Here is a 16,308-nt window from a genome sequence, read left to right as displayed (position 1 = left end):
TAAAGCGATCACCCCTGCTGCTGCAGATTTTCTGACTTATCCGCGGGCTTGCGGCTGATGACCTTTCCCGCAACGGTGCCGCCGTCGACGGGCAACACGGTTCCCGTCACGTAACGCGACCGGTCGGTCGCGAGATACAGCGCGGCCTCCGCCACGTCGTCTGCGGTGCCCTCCCGTTTCAGTGGTCTGTCGTCGCGCATCTGCCGGCGGATCCGCGCTTCGAAGCGCTCCAGTCGTTCGCGGTCCTCGTCTGTCGCCGACGACGCCAGAATCGGAGTGGGGATGTTGCCTGGGGCGATGCAATTGACGCGCACCTCATAATGCGCGAGCTCGATGGCAGCGCACTTGGTGAAGTGGATGATGGCCGCCTTGGACGCCCGGTACGTCGACACGCCTCCCCCGGCCTGGATGCCGCCGATGGAGCCGAGGTTGACGATCGATCCGCCGCCGTTGTCGGCCATGTGCCGGGCGGCGTCCCGCGTGCCCGCCATCAGGCCTAGGACGTTCACCCGCATGACGCGGTCGAACTCCTCGAAGTCCTCGTGGAAGAGCCCCTTGCGTAGCGGACTGGAGATGCCGGCGTTGTTGACCATCACGTGCAGACCGCCGAAGGTCGAGACCGCGGCGTCGACCAGTTCCCCGACCTGGGCCTGTTCCCCGACGTCGGTGTGCCGGTACACCGCATTCGCCCCGGTCGAATTGAGCTCGTCCACAAGGCTTTCGCCGAGTTCGTCGCGGACATCGGCCACCACCAGGTGGGCGCCTTCCGCGGCGAACCTCTGCGCGATTCCGCGGCCGATGCCCGAGGCACCGCCCGTGACGATCGCGACCTTCCCGGCGAGTTCAGTCATTGGCGATCTCCTCGAAGAATGTGAGTAGAAGGTCGTTCACGATGTCTGGCTGTTCGATCTGCGGGCAGTGCCCGGCGCTGTCGACCACCGCCGATCGGCCGTGTTCGATCTGACCGGCGATCTCGGCCGCCCAGCCCCGCGGCAACAGCTTGTCCTGCCCGCCCTCCACCACCAACGTGGGTACCACGATCCGGTCATAGGCACGTGCGCTGCTCGGTGTGGCGGGAGCTTCCAGCCCCGGTCGGCGGAACCTGGCTGCTGCCAACGACTCCCACGCTCCCGGCGCGATGCTCGACTCGAATCGTCGCCGGACATAGTGACCGTCATCAGGGTAGGAATCGTCGGCGAACAGCGCGGTGACGATTCTGCGCATCCCGTCGATGGTGGCGTCGTAATCGTAAAGAGCGCTGACGTGTTCATTGCGCTGGATCTCTCCGCCGCCGCAGATCGCGACCAGGCTGCGCACCGGCAGCATCGGAGCGTCGGACGTCGTGTCCACGAGCAGATTGATCGCGCCCATCGAATTGCCGACGAAATGTGCTGACGTCACACCCATCACCTCGCAGAACCGGGCGATGTGGCGGATGCGCATACCGCGGCCATCGGTGAAGTCGACGACCTTGGCCGATTCGCCGAAACCCAGCATGTCCGGGGCCAGCACGCGATAGCGCTGCGCCAGTGCGTCGATCGTGTGCTCCCAGCCGATCCTGGCGCTGGCGCCGAACTCGCCGCCGTGCAGCAGGACGACCGGATCTCCCTGCCCCGCTTCGAGATAGCCGGTGGCCAGTCCGTCGACGAGAACAGACCTCGATTCGAACGTCACCGTGTCACGTCGTTTCCCTGCTCGTCTGGGCGAACGCCAGGACCTGGCCGGCCAGCAGCTCGAGCTGGTTCGCGACGGTCCTGCCCTGCTCGGTGTCGGCAAGGGCTCCGGACTGATCCCAGATCGGCTCGGCCGAGTTGATCGCCACTCCCAGCGGCGTCGGCCACGCCCGCAACGCATGGCCGATGCCACGCAACTGCGTCAGCGTCCCCACTGCCGCCTGCCAGCCGTAGGCACAGCTGATGCAGCCCCACGGCGTGTTGTCGAGATACACCCGCGGGTCCTCGCGGAGATCCTCGATGTAGTCGAGCGCGTTCTTGACCAGTCCGGACACCGCGCCGTGATAGCCCGGTGAGCCCACGACGACGGCGTCGGCGTCGCGCAGTGTCTTGACCAATTCGAGTGCGCGCGGCGTGCGCTCGAGCTCGTGCGGCGCATACATCGGCAGGTCGAGTTCCTCGGCGGCGAACAGCCGGGTTCGGCCGCCCTGCTTCTCGACGGCTTCCAGGCAGTACCGCAGCGCCCGCTCGGTCGACGAGTTGGCCCGTAATGTTCCGCCGAGACCGACGATGAAAGGTTGTTCGGTATTGGTCACTTCATCACTCACTTGATCGCAATCGGACTGACAGGTGCACCCACCGCACCAACCACTTTCAGAGGTGGTGCGACGAGCTGGAATTCGTAGATGCCGTCGGAGGCACAGTCGGCGGCCAGCGGGCCGAGATCCCAGTACTCGCCGAGCATCAACCCCATGTCCCGCAGGCAGAGCATGTGCATCGGAAGGAAAGTGCCCTCGACCCCGTTGGCGGGGTTGGGATCCTCGACCATCAGGTTGTCGGCGGCCACTGCTGCCACCTCGTGGCGGTGCAGCCAGGATGCACACGTCCAGTGCAGACCCGAGCCGGCTTCACCGCCGTCACCGGTCGCCAGGAAGCGTGTCCACCACCCGGTGTGCACGACGACAACGTCCCCGGAACGAATCTCGACCTTCTGCTCGGCAACGATCTCGTCGAGTTCATCCGGTGTGATCGGCTCGCCGGCTTCGCAGAAGACCTCAGCGCCTCGATGGGCCACGACGTCGAGCAGCACCCCGCGGGAGGTGATGCCCTTGCTGTCGACCTTCTCGATGCCGAGGTGGTAGGCGCCGAAGCTCGTCACCGAGTCCGCCGGGAAACCGTTGTACAACGTGTCTTCGTAATAGACGTGCGACATCGCATCCCACTGGGTGGCCGCCTGCAGGGGCATGACGATCATGTCGTCGTTGAATCGGAACGGGTTGTCGGCGAAGAACGCGCTGACGTCGGAGGCCACCGCGTTACGAAGCCACTCGGGCCCGTACCGGACCAGCGTCGACGCATCCCCGCCGTCGACGGTCATCACATGCACTGGGTTCTGCCGGAACTTGAACGCGCCCTGCGGCCCTCCCGAGCTGAAATCACCGCCGAGGGAGATGACCTTGCCCTGCTTCACGAGACCGGCCGCCTCCGTGACCTTCTCGGGCGTGATGAAGTTCAGGGTCCCGAGCTCGTCGTCGTCGCCCCACCGTCCCCAGTTGCGGAGCTCGTCCGCGGCCCTGCGAAAGTCGCTCATGGTGCCGGTCATGTCGGGTCCTTTGTTAGTCGCTGATCAGTGAGATCCCCGAAGACGCGTTCGGCCACCGATCCGCCGTCCACCCAGATCACATGACCGGTGATGTGTTTGGCCGCCGAGCTGTTGAGGAATGCGAGCACGCTCGCCTGTTCGTCGGCATCGGCGTGACGACCGAGGGGATTCTGGAACGAGTCGAGAAATCCTTGGCCGTAGGCACTCCTGAGCTGATCGAGGATCGGCGTGTCCGTCACCCCGGGCGCGGTGCAATTGATCCGAATACCTTTCGATCCCAACTTCGAGACGACGCGCAGGCCGTAGAGGATGGTCGCCTCCTTGGACAGGCGATAGCCGCCGTCGGCGAGCGCGTCGGGATTGCGATGACACCATTCGATTCCCTCGGCGAAGGAACCGGTGTCCAGAAGGCCGAGCGTGACCGGCGCGTTGGCGAGGTACTGCGACGCCGCCAGTGAGGACACATTGGCGATCGCCGAACCCGGCGTCATCCGGGGTGTGATCGCCTCGGTGAAGCTGCGGGTGCCCAGGAAATTGATCGTGACGACCCGAAGCGGATCCTTGATACCCGAAGACACGCCGGCGACGTTGAACAACGCGTCGACCGGGCCTTCCACGGCCGCCGCCGCGTCGACGACCGACGCCTCGTCGGCGAGGTCGACGGCATGGAACTCGTCGAGCCCGAAATCGGTGGCAGGAGGACGGATGTCGAGGCCGACGATGTCGGCCCCGAGCCCGTCGAGAAGCCTCACCAGCGCCGCGCCGATACCGGACGCACAGCCGGTCACGATCACGCGCCTGCCGTCGTAGCGGAACAGTTCGTCGATCTGCACCACGGTCGTGAGTGTCGCTCAGCCCGCAGCTTCTTTGGCCGTTTTCGCGTCCTTTTCCGCCTGCGCGGCCTTCACCCGACCCTCGTTGATCTCGGCCATCGCCTCCGGGATCTCGCCCGCGGTGAACTTGCCACCCCGCCCGGTGGGCAAGCCGCCGAAGGCGTAGGTCTCGTCGAACATCGGTGCGTCCCAATTCTGCCGGCGCGCCTCGACCTTCTCGATCACAGGCTCCAGCCGCTGCGCCTTGTCCTTGACGGCCAACGCGTCACGCTCGATGAACTCTGGCAGGATCTCCTTGCCCATGATCTCGATGGACTCCATCGTGCCCTCGTGGCTGCGGGGGTTGAGCAGCAGGATGATCTCGTCGACGCCGCTGGCCTCGTAACCCCGCAGGAACTCACGGACGGTCTCCGGTGAGCCGATGGCGCCGCGACCCGGCCCATATGCCAGGGTCGGATCCTCCTTGACCGCGTCCTGGTAGAGGTCCCACACGCCGGTACGGCCCGGTGTGTGCATGCCGTTGATGTAGTAGTGCATGATCCCGAATGAGAAAAAGCCGCCGCCGGTTCCGAGTCGCTTGAGCGCTTCCTCGTCGGTCTTGGCCACCATCATCGACAGGTCGCCGCCGATGGCGAGCAGGTTCGGGTTGATCGCCGGGGTGATCGGCGTGCCCTTCTCTTCGAAGTCGCGGTAGTACCCGTCGACACGGTGCTTGAGGGCTTCCGGGCCGGTGTAGGCGAAACTCAGTGCGCCGATGGCCTTCTCGGCGGCCATCCCGACCGAGGACGGGCGGGTGCAGGCGACCCAGACGGGCGGGTGCGGGTCCTGAAGCGGTTTCGGGATCACGTTGCGGGCGGGCATCTCGACGTGCTCGCCCTTGAAACCGGTGAACGGCGCCTCCGTCATACAGCGGATCGAAACTTCGAGAGCCTCTTCCCACATGGTGCGCTTGTCGGCGGGATCGATGTTGAAACCGCCGAGTTCGGCGACCGAGGAGCCTTCACCCGTGCCGAACTCGACGCGGCCGTTGGACAGGTGGTCCAGGGTGGCGACGCGCTCGGCGATACGGGCTGGGTGGTTGATGGGTGGCGGCAGGTGCATGACGCCGAAACCGAGCCGGATGTTCTTGGTGCGCTGACTCGCTGCGGCCAGGAACATTTCCGGCGCCGTCGAGTGGCAGTACTCCTCGAGGAAGTGGTGCTCGGTGAGCCACACCGTGGAGAAGCCCGCCTTGTCCGCGAGCTCGACCTCGTCCAGGCCGTGCTGGAACAACTGGTGTTCGTCGTCCTCTCCCCACGGGCGTGGCAACGGGAACTCGTAGAACAGCGAAATTTTCATTACTGGTTACCTCCTTGAAGATTCGGGGCTATCGATGGCTGACGATGGTTTGTGCGTCTCGGCGCTGCGTGCCTGGGCAATGTGCCGCGCTGCGACGTAGCCGAAGGTCATCGCCGGTCCGATGGTGGCGCCCGCGCCCGCGTAGCTGCGGCCCATCACCGCGGCCGACACATTGCCGACGGCGTAGAGACCGTCGATCACGGTGTCGTCGGGGCGCAGCACGCGGGCGAACTCGTCGGTGCGCAGCCCGCCCGACGTGCCGAGGTCGCCGAGGATGATCTGGAATGCGTAGTAGGGCGGCTTGCCGAGGGGATGCAGGTTCGGATTCTGCAGCGTCTGGTCGCCGTAGTAGTTGTCGTAGGCGCTGTCGCCGCGATTGAAGTCGTCGTCGTGTCCCTTGAGAGCCAGGGCGTTGAATCGTTCTGCGGTGTTGCGTAATTCGGTCTCCGGGACGCCGATCTCGCGTGCCAGTTCTTCCCAGCTTCCGCCGGCCTTGACCACACCCGATTCGAGCCACGCGGCCGGCACCTTCCAGCCCGTCGGCACGGGCGCGAACGGCACCTTCGGGATCGGCAGGTGCCCGCCGACCACGTAACGATGAAACGATCGGACGTCGGTGATCAGCCAGCACGGGATGTGTGTGACGCCCGAGCGTTCGCCGTCGATCATGGCGTGGGCGAAGTCCATATAGGGCGCCGCCTCGTTGACGAACCGCTTACCGGCTCCGTTCACGATGAACTGGGCCGGCATCATCCGCTCGTTGAGCATGAACTGCAGACGGCCGTCTGGCCAGCAGATCGCAGGGAACCACCAGGCCTCGTCGAGCAGATCGGTGGCCGCGCCGACCTTCTCGCCCGCCCTGATCCCGTCGCCCATGGCCGCCGGATTGCCGAAGCTCCAATCTTTTCCGGGCCCGGTAAGCTCAGCGACGCGCGCCAGCTCGGGCAGATGCTGCAGACGCCACTGCATGTCGTGGTCGAAACCGCCGCTGGCAAGCACCACGCCTCGGTCGGCCTGGATCCGCAGAGCTCGTCCGTCCTTCTCGACCACCGCGCCGACGACTCTTCCGTCGACATCGGTGATCAACTCTGTCATCGGGGAATTCAGCCACAATGGGATGTTCTGTTGCTTCATCGCCAGCCGCAGCCGTGCAGACAGTGACTGACCGATGGCCGCCATCCGGTCACCGAACACCCGGGCCCTGAACATCCGCCAGATGAGTTTCAGCAGAACAGCTTTGCCGCGCCAGGACTGCCGCACCTGATAGAACAACCGCAGGTCCTTGGGCGCGAACCAGATCCCCTTGGGCGCCAGTGCGAGCGGCGCGAGGAGGTTCTGTTCCTCGTCGCCGAGCTTGCGCAGGTCGATCTCGGGGACGTTGATGGTGCTGCCGAGAGCTGAGCCTCCGGGCAATTCCGGATAGTAGTCGGCGTATCCGGGCTTCCAGACGAATTCGAGCCAGGGGCTGACCTCTTCGAGGAACTCCATCATCTGCGGCGCGGCGTCGACGTACTTGCGCAGCCTCGCGTCGCTGACCAGCCCTCCGGTGATCTCCTTGAGATAGGTGAACACCTCGTCGGGGTTCGGGATGTGGCCTTCCCTCCGCTGCGACGGCGCCCCTGGCACCCAGATACCGCCGCCCGACAGCGCCGTCGAGCCACCGAACCGCGGCGACTTCTCCACCACCAGCGTGTCGAGACCCGCGGCGTCAGCGGCCAACGCGGCGGTCATCCCGCCACCACCGGAACCGACGACCAGCACGTCGATGACATGGTCGAAGCCCTGCACTGGTTCTGTCACGCTCGCACCGCCGTCCTGATGGCGAAACCGGCGATCAATTCCGGTGCGGCGCGATAGAACCGGCTGCTGGTTTCATAGCTACCCTGGGCGGCCAGCGCCGAAAAGGCCGCGACCCAGGTTCTGACCTCGTGCGCCGAATTACCGGCCTGCGCCGCAATCCACGTGTTGTCCCAGTCGTCCACGCCTGAGAGCCGACCGGTATCGAGCAGATCCAGAAACGCCTCATCCCACTCGGGGTTCAGCGGGGCGAGTGTGCCGTGCCCGGAGGCAAATTCGCGGGCCGCCTCGATCACGGCGGTCTGGCGGGCCTGCCGCTGTTCGGTGCTCATCGGAGCGCCGTGCACGATTCGCTCCAGCGCCGCCGGCGGTGCGGTCGCCAGGGTCGGCACCGGCGGGTCGTGGGAAAGACCGCCTGACCCGACGACGAGCACTCGCTTGCCCAGGGTGGCCAGGTAGGCGCCGACGGCCGCGCCGAGTGCTCGCACCCGCCTGACCGGGCCCAGCGGGGTCGCCACCGAGTTGATGAACACCGGGATCACCGGCTTGGCCGTCGCGTCGCCGAAGAGATTCTGCAGCGGCTGCACGGTTCCGTGGTCCACGTCCATCGCCGCCGAGATCGCGACGTCGACATCGGCGTCGAGAACCGCTCGGGCACAGTCGGTGGCCAGATCGGCGGGGACGTCGAGCGGCCCTTCGTGGGTGCCGTAGTCGCCGACTCCCACAGCCGCGGTACCGATGCAGAACGGTGGCATCGCCCGGTAGAAGAACCCGTTGTAGTGGTCGGGCGAGAAGGTCACGATGAGTTGCGGGTCGAAGGCCGCCACGAAGTCTCTGGCAGCTGTGATCGCGCCGCCGATGTCGTCAAGAAGTTCCTGTGACGGTCCCGGAAGGTTCAGCAGTGGGCTGTGCGACATGCAGCACAGCGCTATTTCGCTCTGGGCCACGAGAATCCGATCCTCCTTCCTGGTGCGGTGAGACATTCAGGTGCAGCGCCGAGAACAGCGCATCCGAGACTTCCGGTGCGCGTTGGGCAATGCAGGCGCTCGCGATGCAACGGTCGGGTCGCACGAACAGCACGGAATCGGTGTAGACGTCGAACCATGACTTGAGCGCACCGGTGCGATCCCCGACAACGACCACGTCGGGATCGTCGTGGCCGGTCCAGTGCAGCTGTGTCATCGGTCTCGCCTCGATGAAGTTGGCTCCCAGCGCTTTCCACCGGTGGAAGGCGTCGTGTCCGAGGACGGCACGCAGGTTGTTGCTCCAGCACAGGATCGCGAAACCGGACCCGAGGACCTCGTCGAGGAGGACGTTCTGCTGGTCGCGGGTGTCGACGCGGGGCTGGATGAACAAGGTTCCGGTGGGCGAATTCGGTGCTGCGTGCTCGCTGTGGTGCACCGCGCCCTGCTGATATCGCGGCATCGGCTTGAAACGCATCTCCAGCACGTAGCGCTTGAGTGTCGGGACCGCCGACGCGGCATGGATCACGCGGTCCCGCAGCGCGGCCACTTTCCGGTTCGTCGGGGAGATCACGCGGCCCACCATCGTGGACAGGTCGATCATCGCGCGGGCATGCTTGCGACGTTCCGTGTCGTACGAGTCGAGAAGCGCCTCACCGGCGTTGCCATTCACCACGGCGGCGAGCTTCCAGCCCAGATTCGCGGCGTCGCGGATACCGCTGTTGTAACCCTGGCCTTGCCAGACCGGCATCAGGTGGGCGGCGTCGCCGGCCAGCATCAGCCGACCTTCGCGGAAGGACCCGGCGATGCGGGAATGATGCGTGTAGACGCGATGGCGGATCATGTCGACGCGCTCCGGGTACGGAATCAGTTGCGCCAGCATCTTTCTCACAAAGGCCGGATCGTCGGCCACTTCGTCGGTCTCGTCGGGGTGGATCATGAACTCGAAGCGCCGGATACCGTGCGCGATGGCGATGGACACGTAGGGCCGCCTGGGGTCGGCACCGACCTCGCTGTTCGGATGACCGAGTGGGTCGTTGGCGATGTCGACGACCAGCCAGCGCGTCGACGACGTCGTCCCGTCGAACGACACACCCATCAGCCGCCGGGTAGCACTGCGCCCGCCGTCGCAGCCCACCACGAAGCGGGCCCGCACCGCGGGTTGTCCCCCGTCGAACTCGACGGTCACACCGTCGGCCGACTCGGCGCAGTTGTGCATGCGGTGGCCGAACCGGACCTCGACGTTGTCGAACCGCTCCAAACCGCCGTACAGTTCGGCGTCGACCATGGGCTGGACGAAGCCGTTGCGTTTCGGCCAGCCGAATCGGGCGTCGGGGGGCGCCATTTCGGCGAGCAGGTTCCGCTTGCCGTCGAAGAAACGCAGGATCTGGTTGGGCACCGTGTGCGGCAGGACGCGCTCGACCAGGCCGATCGCCTGGAAGGTGCGCAACGACTCGTCGTCGAGCCCGACACCGCGTGGATAGTCGATGAGCTTGTCGCGTTCGTCGACGACCAGGGTCCGAACACCCTGCAGCCCGAGAATGTTCGCCAATGTCAGGCCGGCCGGGCCGGCGCCGACGATGACGACGTCGACCTCTTCTATTTCGCCCCGCGGGGAACTCATGCGCGCCCCAGCAGGAAGTCCAGATGCAGTCGGTCGAAGGTCTTCGGATCCTCGTACTGCGGCCAGTGTCCACACCCCGGCATCACCTCGAACCGCGCACCCGGGATCATCGACGCGATGCGCCGGCCCTCCTCGACGTCCGCGGTGGGGTCATCGCTCGTCCAGACCACCATCGTGGGTGCGGTGATGGCCCCGTACTCTTTGGGGCCGAGCAGGTTTCGCGCCCTGATCTCCGGATCCTGCAGCGCCATGATGTCGCGCATCGCATCGACGAAGCCCGGCTGACGGTAGACGCGCTGGCGGCTCGCGACGATGTCGTCGTAGTCCTTGGACTTGTCGGCCATCAGCCACTTGACCCTGGCCTGCACGGTCTCCCATGTCGGGTTCTCGGCGGCGGCCATCGACAGACTGATGATCCGTTTCATCACCTCGGGATCGGCCTGCGATCCCCCGGCCGTGTTGAGCACGAGGCGATCGATGCGTTCCGGGTGATCTGAGGCGATCCGCGCCGCCACCCAGCCACCCAGCGACTCACCGCTGATGTGGGCTCGCTCAACACCGATGGCGTCGAGAAAACCCGCGAGATGTTCGACATAGTGGGCGATTTCGAGGGGGTGGCCCGGCTTGTCGGTGTAGCCGTGACCGAGCATGTCGATCGACCAGGTCGAGAAGTGCTCGGCGTGGGCTTCGAGATTACGGACGTAAGCCTCGGCGTGTCCGCCGGAACCGTGCAGGAAGACGAGCGCCGGCTTGGCGCTGTCCCCGGCATGCAGGTAGCGGGTGCGTACGCCGTGGACGTCGATATAGCCCTGGGAGAACGCGACGCCCTGCAGGTCGCTCCATACGCTCTCGAACTCCGCCACCCCTGCACTCCTTCCGTGGAGGCCTGCCCGAGACCTTGACGGTGAGAATCGAATTCTCGTATTTTGTAAGCAGTCTGCTCATTTATCGCACATACATGTGCACTATAGTCAGAGCATCACTCTCGTGACGGCGTCTGTCAAGGAAGGTCCGTATGACTGATCCCGGAAACCCGGCGGCGGGTTCCGGCGCCCCCGGATCCCAGACCCTGGCCCGCGGACTCAACGCGTTGCAGTTGGTGGCGAGCTCGCCGACCGGCCTCACTGTCGCGCAGGTCGCCGATGACATCGGGGTGCACCGCACCATCGCCTACCGGCTGCTGAGCACGCTGGCGCAGTTCCGGTTCGTCAGCAAGGGAGAGGACGGCCGATACCGGTCGGGGGCCGCTCTGGCGGTACTCGGCGCATCGTTCGACAACAACGTCCGGCAGCTGAGCGTCCCGACCCTGCGCGGCCTGGCCGACGAACTCGGCGCGACGGTGTCCCTGCTGGTCGCGGAGGGCGAGCAGCAGGTGGCGGTCGCGGTGATGGTCCCGACAAACGTGTACTACCAGTTGTCTTTCCACGAAGGCAGTCGCTATGCCCTCGATCGCGGAGCGGCCGGAATCGCGTTGCTGTCGAGCATGCCGCCGCGGCCCGGCGAGCGCGAACTCGTCCAGCAGACCCGCCAGCAGGGCTGGGTGATCACCCACGGCGAGATCGAACCGAACACCTACGGCCTGGCCGTGCCCGTCCGCCGGAAGTCACCGTCGCCTCCAACGTGTATCAACCTGATCTCGCACCGCGAAGACGTCGTCTTGGACGGTCGCGACGCAGTCATCAAGGCAGCCAACGAATTGTCGGCGATCCTGAGCTGACAGAACAGAAAGGGGACAGCGGTGTCCGACTGGGATCACGAGGTCGATGTCGTCGTTCTGGGCAGCGGCGGCGCGGGACTGACCGCCGCGCTGGCCGCCGCAGTCAGCGGCGCCACGGTCGAGGTGTACGAGAAGGCGTCCACCGTCGGCGGCACGACGGCGGTGTCGGGTGGAATCGTGTGGATCCCCGCCCACAACCGAGCCGCCGACGGCGAGTTGACCGCCGACGACGCGATGGCCTATCTGCGCGCTCAGTCCCTGGGCTTCATGGACGACGAGCTGGTCGAGACGTTCGTGACCACCGGCGGTCGCATGCTCGACTTCGTGGAGGCCCACAGCGATCTGGTTTTCGAAGTCGCGGCCGGTTTTCCTGATTACAAACCCGAACTTCCCGGCGGCAAGCCCGGCGGCGGTCGATCGCTGAACGCCAAGCCCTTCGACCTATCCAGGCTCGGCGAGTGGAGCGATCGGATCTCGTCGTTCCCTGCCGATTTCAGCAATGTCGGAATCGATGCGGAGACACGCGCGCGGATCCACGCCTCGGTCGACAGCGAGTCCGGCGATTTCTGTGTCGCAGGCACCGCACTGATCGCCGGTCTCCTGAAGGGCCTTCTCGACCTGGGCATCGCACCGCACACCGGCGCGCGAGCGACCGAACTCGTCGCCGACGCGCTCGGCATCACCGGTGTGCAGATTCGGCAGGGCGACAACGAGTTCCGCGTGCGTGCGCGCAGGGCAGTGATTCTGGGCACCGGCGGGTTCGAATGGGATCAGCGCCTGGTCGAGGCCTACCTGAGAGGGCCGATGCGCGGTGCGGTCTCGCCTCCCAACAACACCGGCGACGGACTACGCATGGCGATGGCACACGGAGCCGACCTGGCCAACATGGGAGAAGCGTGGTGGGTGCCGATCGTCCAGATCCCCGGCGACACCTTCGAAGGCCATCCGCGCCACAGGAGCGTACGCCTCGAACGGACCCGTCCGCGCAGCATCATCGTCAACCGAGCGGGAAAGCGCTTCCTCAATGAGGCCGGCGAGTACAACTCGATGGCCGGGCCGTTTCATTTCCTCGACCCGAAGTTGGGCTACGCCAACGACCCTGCGTGGATCGTCTTCGATTCGCTGCACCTGAAGCACTACGGGTTCCTGGGGGTGGACCCCGACGGACCGGTACCCGATTGGTTCTGCCAGTCGGCCGATCTCGATGAACTCGGCGAGAAGACCGGAATAGACCCCGCGGGACTCGCAGCCACCCTGGACGCGTGGAACGCGAACGTCGCCGACGAGTGCGACCCCGAATTCGGCCGCGGGGCAAGCGCGTACGACGGGTACTGGGGTGACGCCTTGGCAACGACGATGGCGGGCAGAACCCTCGGTCCGATCGACACGGCACCCTACTTCGCGGTGCCGGTCTCCATCGGTGCCATGGGAACCAAGGGCGGCCCGCGCACCGATCGCGACGGACGCGTCCTTCATGTCAACGGCACGGCGATCACCGGGCTCTTCGCCGCGGGCAACGCGATGGCAGGCGCCACCGGGAAGGCGTACGGCGGCGCCGGCGGCACCATTGGACCGGCCATGGTGTTCGGGTATCGCGCCGGCTACACGGCGGCCACAGGTACATCGCTGCCCTGAGGCGGTTGCCGATCGGCAACTGATCGCCCGGCTGGTCGGCTACCCTCGTCGGTGTGACGACGGCACCGCAGAGGTTCAGCGCGATCACCAGGACGGCGGCACAGACCCGCGTTCTGGACGCGGCGCTGAAACTCATCGCCGAGCACGGTGTCAGTGGGACATCTCTGCAGATGATCGCCGACGCCATGGGAGTGACCAAGGCCGCGGTGTACCGGCAGTTCAAGACGAAGGAAGAGATCGTCATCGCGATCACCGAGCGCGAGATGAGCAGGCTGGAAGACGCGGTCGAAGCCGCTGAGGCGGTGGGGCATCCGGTCGGGGCGCGCGAGGTCCTGCTCGACCGCATGATCGATCAGGCCATCGAGCGTCGCGGCGAAGTCAGCGTGCTGCAGTTCGATCCGGTGATCATCCGGTTGCAGGGCGAACACGAGCCGTTTCAGCGCTTCATCGAACGCCTCTATGCCGCGCTGCTCGGCACCGAACCCGGTGTCGAGGCGCGATTCCACGCGGCGATGCTCTCCAGCGCGATCAGTGTCGCCGTCATGCATCCGCTCGTCGCCGATCTCGACGCCGAAACGCTGCGCGCGCAACTCATTCAGATGTCGCGACGAATGCTCGATCTGCCTGCCGACTCGTCCGCGAAGAGACGCTCGGCAGCAGTGTAGGCGTCAACGCCGCCCTCGGCGACAAGGGTCGAGAGCCGATCCAGTTCCGGATGGTTGCGCAGCAGCGTCTGCGCCAGCGAGAGGATCTGCGAGCGAGCCCTCGCCGATCGGCGTTCCGGGCTGTCGGCGCGATGATGGGCATCGATAACCTCGGCCAGCTCGGCGAGGCCCCGCCCCTGCGCCGCAACAAGTTTGAGGATAGGGGCGTGAGTCTCGGCGCGCAGGTCGCGGACGGTCTGATCGGCTCCGTCCCGATCGGCCTTATTGACGACGACGATGTCGGCGACTTCCAGCAGGCCCGCCTTCGCGGCCTGAACGGCGTCGCCCGCACCGGGATTGAGGACGACGATCGTCGGATCGGCCACCGCGGCGATTTCGATCTCGGACTGGCCGACTCCGACGGTCTCCAGGATCACCAGGTCGTAGCCGAGCGCTGAGAGCAACTTGATCGAGGCGGGCACGGCGGCGGCCAGACCGCCGAGGTGGCCACGAGTTGCCACCGAGCGGATCAGCACGTCGGGGTCGTTGATGTGTGCCGCCATCCGGATCCGGTCTCCGAGCAGCGCGCCGCCACTGTAGGGCGACGACGGATCCACGGCCAGCACCGCGACGCGCAGTCCGTTCGCACGGTAGGCGCCGACCAGCGCCCCCACCGTCGTCGACTTTCCGGCCCCCGGGGGCCCGGTGATGCCGACGACGCGCGTGGATATGACGGGCCCGAGGGCATCGAGCACCTGCGCCCGGCGGGGGCTCTCCACGGCGCTGAGCAGCCGCCCCGTCGCGCGCGGTGACCCGCCGCGAGCAGCGGCGATGAGCTCGTCGATGGTCACTTCAGACAGATTACGCAGGCTCACTCCCACCCGACCGTTCCGATGTTGAGAATGCTATTCTCCACTGCAGAGAGTCACCGTTTCAAGGAGGGGCCGTATGGAGATCGCCGGAAGCTCTGCTCTGGTCGTCGGAGGCGCGGGTGGACTGGGAGAGGCCACGGTGCGTCGACTGGTCGGTGCGGGCGCGAAAGTGGTGATCGCCGATCTCGCCGACGACAAAGGCAAGGCGCTGGAGTCCGAACTCGGCGTACGCTACGTGCGCACCGACGCCACCTCGGAGGAGTCGGTCAACGCGGCGATCGCCGAGGCCGAATCGCTGGCGCCGCTGCGCATCTCGGTCGACACCCACGGCGGCCCCGCCAGCGGAGGCCGGCTCGTCGGCAAGGACGGCTCGCCGCTGGACCTCGAAGGCTTCAAGAAGACGATCGAGTTCTACCTGACCGCGGTGTTCAATGTCATGCGACTGTCGGCAGCGGCGATCGCCAAGACCGATCCGCTCGACGAAGGCGCGCGCGGCGTCATCATCAACACCGCCTCGATCGCAGGCTACGAAGGGCAGATCGGTCAGCTGCCGTACTCGGCGGCCAAGGGCGGTGTCCTCGGCATGACGCTCGTGGCGGCGCGCGACCTGTCACCGCTGGGCATCCGCGTGGTGACCATCGCCCCGGGCACGATCAACACGCCGGCCTACGGCAAGGCCGCCGACCAGCTCGAGCAGTACTGGGGCCCGCAGGTGCCGTTCCCCAAGCGCATGGGCCGCTCGACGGAGTACGCGCGGCTGGCGCAGAGCATCGTCGAGAACGACTACCTCAACGGCGAGATCATCCGCCTCGACGGAGCATTGCGGTTCCCGCCCAGATGATCGCGAAGTGACCCCGACGTGACGCTCGACGGGAAGGTGGCGTTCGTCGCCGGCGCGAGCCGCGGCATCGGTGCCACCGTCGCTGCGGCGCTGGCACGCGCAGGTGCGTCGGTCGCCGTGGCCGCCCGCTCCGAACACGAGGGCAAGCTGCCCGGCACCATCGGCGCTGTCGCACAACGCATCAACGACGCCGGTGGACATGCGCTGCCCGTCGCATGCGACGTCACCAGCGAGGACTCTGTCGAGGCCGCGGTGGCCGCTACGGTCGCCGAGTTCGGCGGCATCGACATCCTGGTCGCCAACGCCGGCGTATTGTGGCTCGGCCCAATCGAATCCACTCCGCTCAAGCGCTGGCAGCTGTGCCTCGACGTCAACACCACCGGCGTCTTCCTCGTCACCAAAGCGGTCATCCCCCACGTGCGCGCCCGTGGCGGGGGTTCGCTGATCGCGATCACCACCACCGGCGTGACGATGACCGATCAGGGCGCCAACGCGTACTGGGTGTCCAAGGCCGCCGCGGAGCGGCTCTATCTCGGCCTGGCCGCGGACCTGAAGCCGGACAACATCGCCGTCAACTGCCTGAGCCCGTCCCGGGTCGTGCTGACCGAGGGCTGGCAGGCCGGCGGCGCGGGCATGCAGATCCCGCCCGAGATGGTCGAGCCGCCGGAGGCGATGGCCGATGCCGCGGTTTTCCTTGCGCGGCAGCATGCTTCGGGTGTCACGGGTACCATCCAGCGCTCCGAGGAACTCGCCAGGTAGCACTGAGCCC

16 protein-coding genes are annotated in these 16,308 nt (G+C 66.4%); 5 read left to right on the top strand and 11 right to left on the bottom strand.

The window, feature by feature from the left end; translation table 11 throughout:
- Positions 1–8 precede the first annotated feature (8 nt).
- From ACAG24_RS20540 to ACAG24_RS20495, 10 genes are all read right to left on the bottom strand, one after another.
- Positions 9–851, bottom strand: a complete 843-nt coding sequence (locus tag ACAG24_RS20540; protein WP_370474265.1) for an SDR family NAD(P)-dependent oxidoreductase — start codon at positions 849–851, stop codon at positions 9–11.
- Entirely contained in the window at positions 844–1,674 is an 831-nt protein-coding gene (locus ACAG24_RS20535) for an alpha/beta fold hydrolase (protein ID WP_370474264.1), read from the bottom strand. The genes ACAG24_RS20540 and ACAG24_RS20535 overlap by 8 nt, the downstream gene beginning before the upstream one ends.
- Before the next feature lie 4 nt (positions 1,675–1,678).
- Positions 1,679–2,269, bottom strand: a complete 591-nt coding sequence (locus ACAG24_RS20530) for an NADPH-dependent FMN reductase (RefSeq protein WP_370474263.1) — start codon at positions 2,267–2,269, stop codon at positions 1,679–1,681.
- An 8-nt stretch (positions 2,270–2,277) separates the two neighbouring features.
- The gene (locus ACAG24_RS20525) at positions 2,278–3,276 is read right to left on the bottom strand and encodes a cyclase family protein (RefSeq protein ID WP_370474262.1); all 999 of its coding nucleotides are present in this window, start codon (positions 3,274–3,276) and stop codon (positions 2,278–2,280) included.
- Positions 3,273–4,112, bottom strand: a complete 840-nt coding sequence (locus ACAG24_RS20520; RefSeq protein ID WP_370474261.1) for a coniferyl-alcohol dehydrogenase — start codon at positions 4,110–4,112, stop codon at positions 3,273–3,275. Before ACAG24_RS20520 ends, ACAG24_RS20525 begins: the two co-directional genes overlap by 4 nt.
- A 15-nt stretch (positions 4,113–4,127) precedes the next feature.
- Entirely contained in the window at positions 4,128–5,447 is a 1,320-nt protein-coding gene (locus tag ACAG24_RS20515; RefSeq protein WP_370474260.1) for an LLM class flavin-dependent oxidoreductase, read from the bottom strand.
- A 6-nt stretch (positions 5,448–5,453) separates the two neighbouring features.
- Entirely contained in the window at positions 5,454–7,178 is a 1,725-nt protein-coding gene (locus tag ACAG24_RS20510; protein ID WP_370474436.1) for an FAD-binding protein, read from the bottom strand.
- Between the two features lie 65 nt (positions 7,179–7,243).
- Positions 7,244–8,161, bottom strand: coding sequence for a 3-carboxyethylcatechol 2,3-dioxygenase (locus tag ACAG24_RS20505; RefSeq protein ID WP_370474259.1), 918 nt, complete (start codon positions 8,159–8,161; stop codon positions 7,244–7,246).
- Positions 8,109–9,830: a bifunctional 3-(3-hydroxy-phenyl)propionate/3-hydroxycinnamic acid hydroxylase gene (locus tag ACAG24_RS20500; RefSeq protein ID WP_370474258.1), complete on the bottom strand. Its 1,722-nt coding sequence runs from the start codon at positions 9,828–9,830 to the stop codon at positions 8,109–8,111. Before ACAG24_RS20500 ends, ACAG24_RS20505 begins: the two co-directional genes overlap by 53 nt.
- Positions 9,827–10,693 (bottom strand): alpha/beta fold hydrolase, encoded by an 867-nt coding sequence (locus tag ACAG24_RS20495; RefSeq protein ID WP_370474257.1) that lies wholly within the window; start codon positions 10,691–10,693, stop codon positions 9,827–9,829. Before ACAG24_RS20495 ends, ACAG24_RS20500 begins: the two co-directional genes overlap by 4 nt.
- A 152-nt stretch (positions 10,694–10,845) precedes the next feature.
- On the opposite strand from ACAG24_RS20495, the gene ACAG24_RS20490 reads away from it, so the two are divergent.
- From ACAG24_RS20490 to ACAG24_RS20480, 3 genes are read left to right on the top strand one after another with little or no spacing between them, the layout of a single operon-like run.
- A complete protein-coding gene (locus ACAG24_RS20490; RefSeq protein WP_370474256.1) occupies positions 10,846–11,547 on the top strand; it encodes an IclR family transcriptional regulator in 702 nt (233 codons plus the stop codon).
- A 21-nt stretch (positions 11,548–11,568) separates the two neighbouring features.
- Complete coding sequence (locus tag ACAG24_RS20485) at positions 11,569–13,182, top strand: FAD-dependent oxidoreductase (RefSeq protein WP_370474255.1); 1,614 nt, start codon at positions 11,569–11,571, stop codon at positions 13,180–13,182.
- Positions 13,183–13,235: 53 nt separating this feature from the next.
- A complete protein-coding gene (locus tag ACAG24_RS20480; protein ID WP_370474254.1) occupies positions 13,236–13,847 on the top strand; it encodes a TetR/AcrR family transcriptional regulator in 612 nt (203 codons plus the stop codon).
- On the opposite strand, the gene meaB is transcribed toward ACAG24_RS20480, so the two are convergent.
- Positions 13,778–14,677 carry a methylmalonyl Co-A mutase-associated GTPase MeaB gene (gene meaB / locus ACAG24_RS20475; RefSeq protein ID WP_370474253.1) on the bottom strand — a complete coding sequence of 300 codons (900 nt, stop codon included), beginning with the start codon at positions 14,675–14,677 and terminating at the stop codon, positions 13,778–13,780. The genes ACAG24_RS20480 and meaB overlap by 70 nt on opposite strands.
- 97 nt (positions 14,678–14,774) lie before the next feature.
- On the opposite strand from meaB, the gene ACAG24_RS20470 reads away from it, so the two are divergent.
- Both ACAG24_RS20470 and ACAG24_RS20465 read left to right on the top strand, forming a co-directional pair.
- On the top strand, positions 14,775–15,539 hold the full coding sequence (locus ACAG24_RS20470) for an SDR family NAD(P)-dependent oxidoreductase (protein ID WP_370474252.1): 765 nt from the start codon (positions 14,775–14,777) through the stop codon (positions 15,537–15,539).
- 18 nt (positions 15,540–15,557) lie between these two features.
- Positions 15,558–16,298 (top strand): SDR family oxidoreductase, encoded by a 741-nt coding sequence (locus ACAG24_RS20465; RefSeq protein WP_370474251.1) that lies wholly within the window; start codon positions 15,558–15,560, stop codon positions 16,296–16,298.
- Positions 16,299–16,308 lie beyond the last annotated feature (10 nt).

The organism is Mycobacterium bulgaricum (assembly GCF_041287165.2).
Taxonomy (GTDB): domain Bacteria; phylum Actinomycetota; class Actinomycetes; order Mycobacteriales; family Mycobacteriaceae; genus Mycobacterium; species Mycobacterium bulgaricum.
Note: the sequence above shows the minus strand (reverse complement) of the source record. Positions and strands in the feature narration are given on the sequence as shown.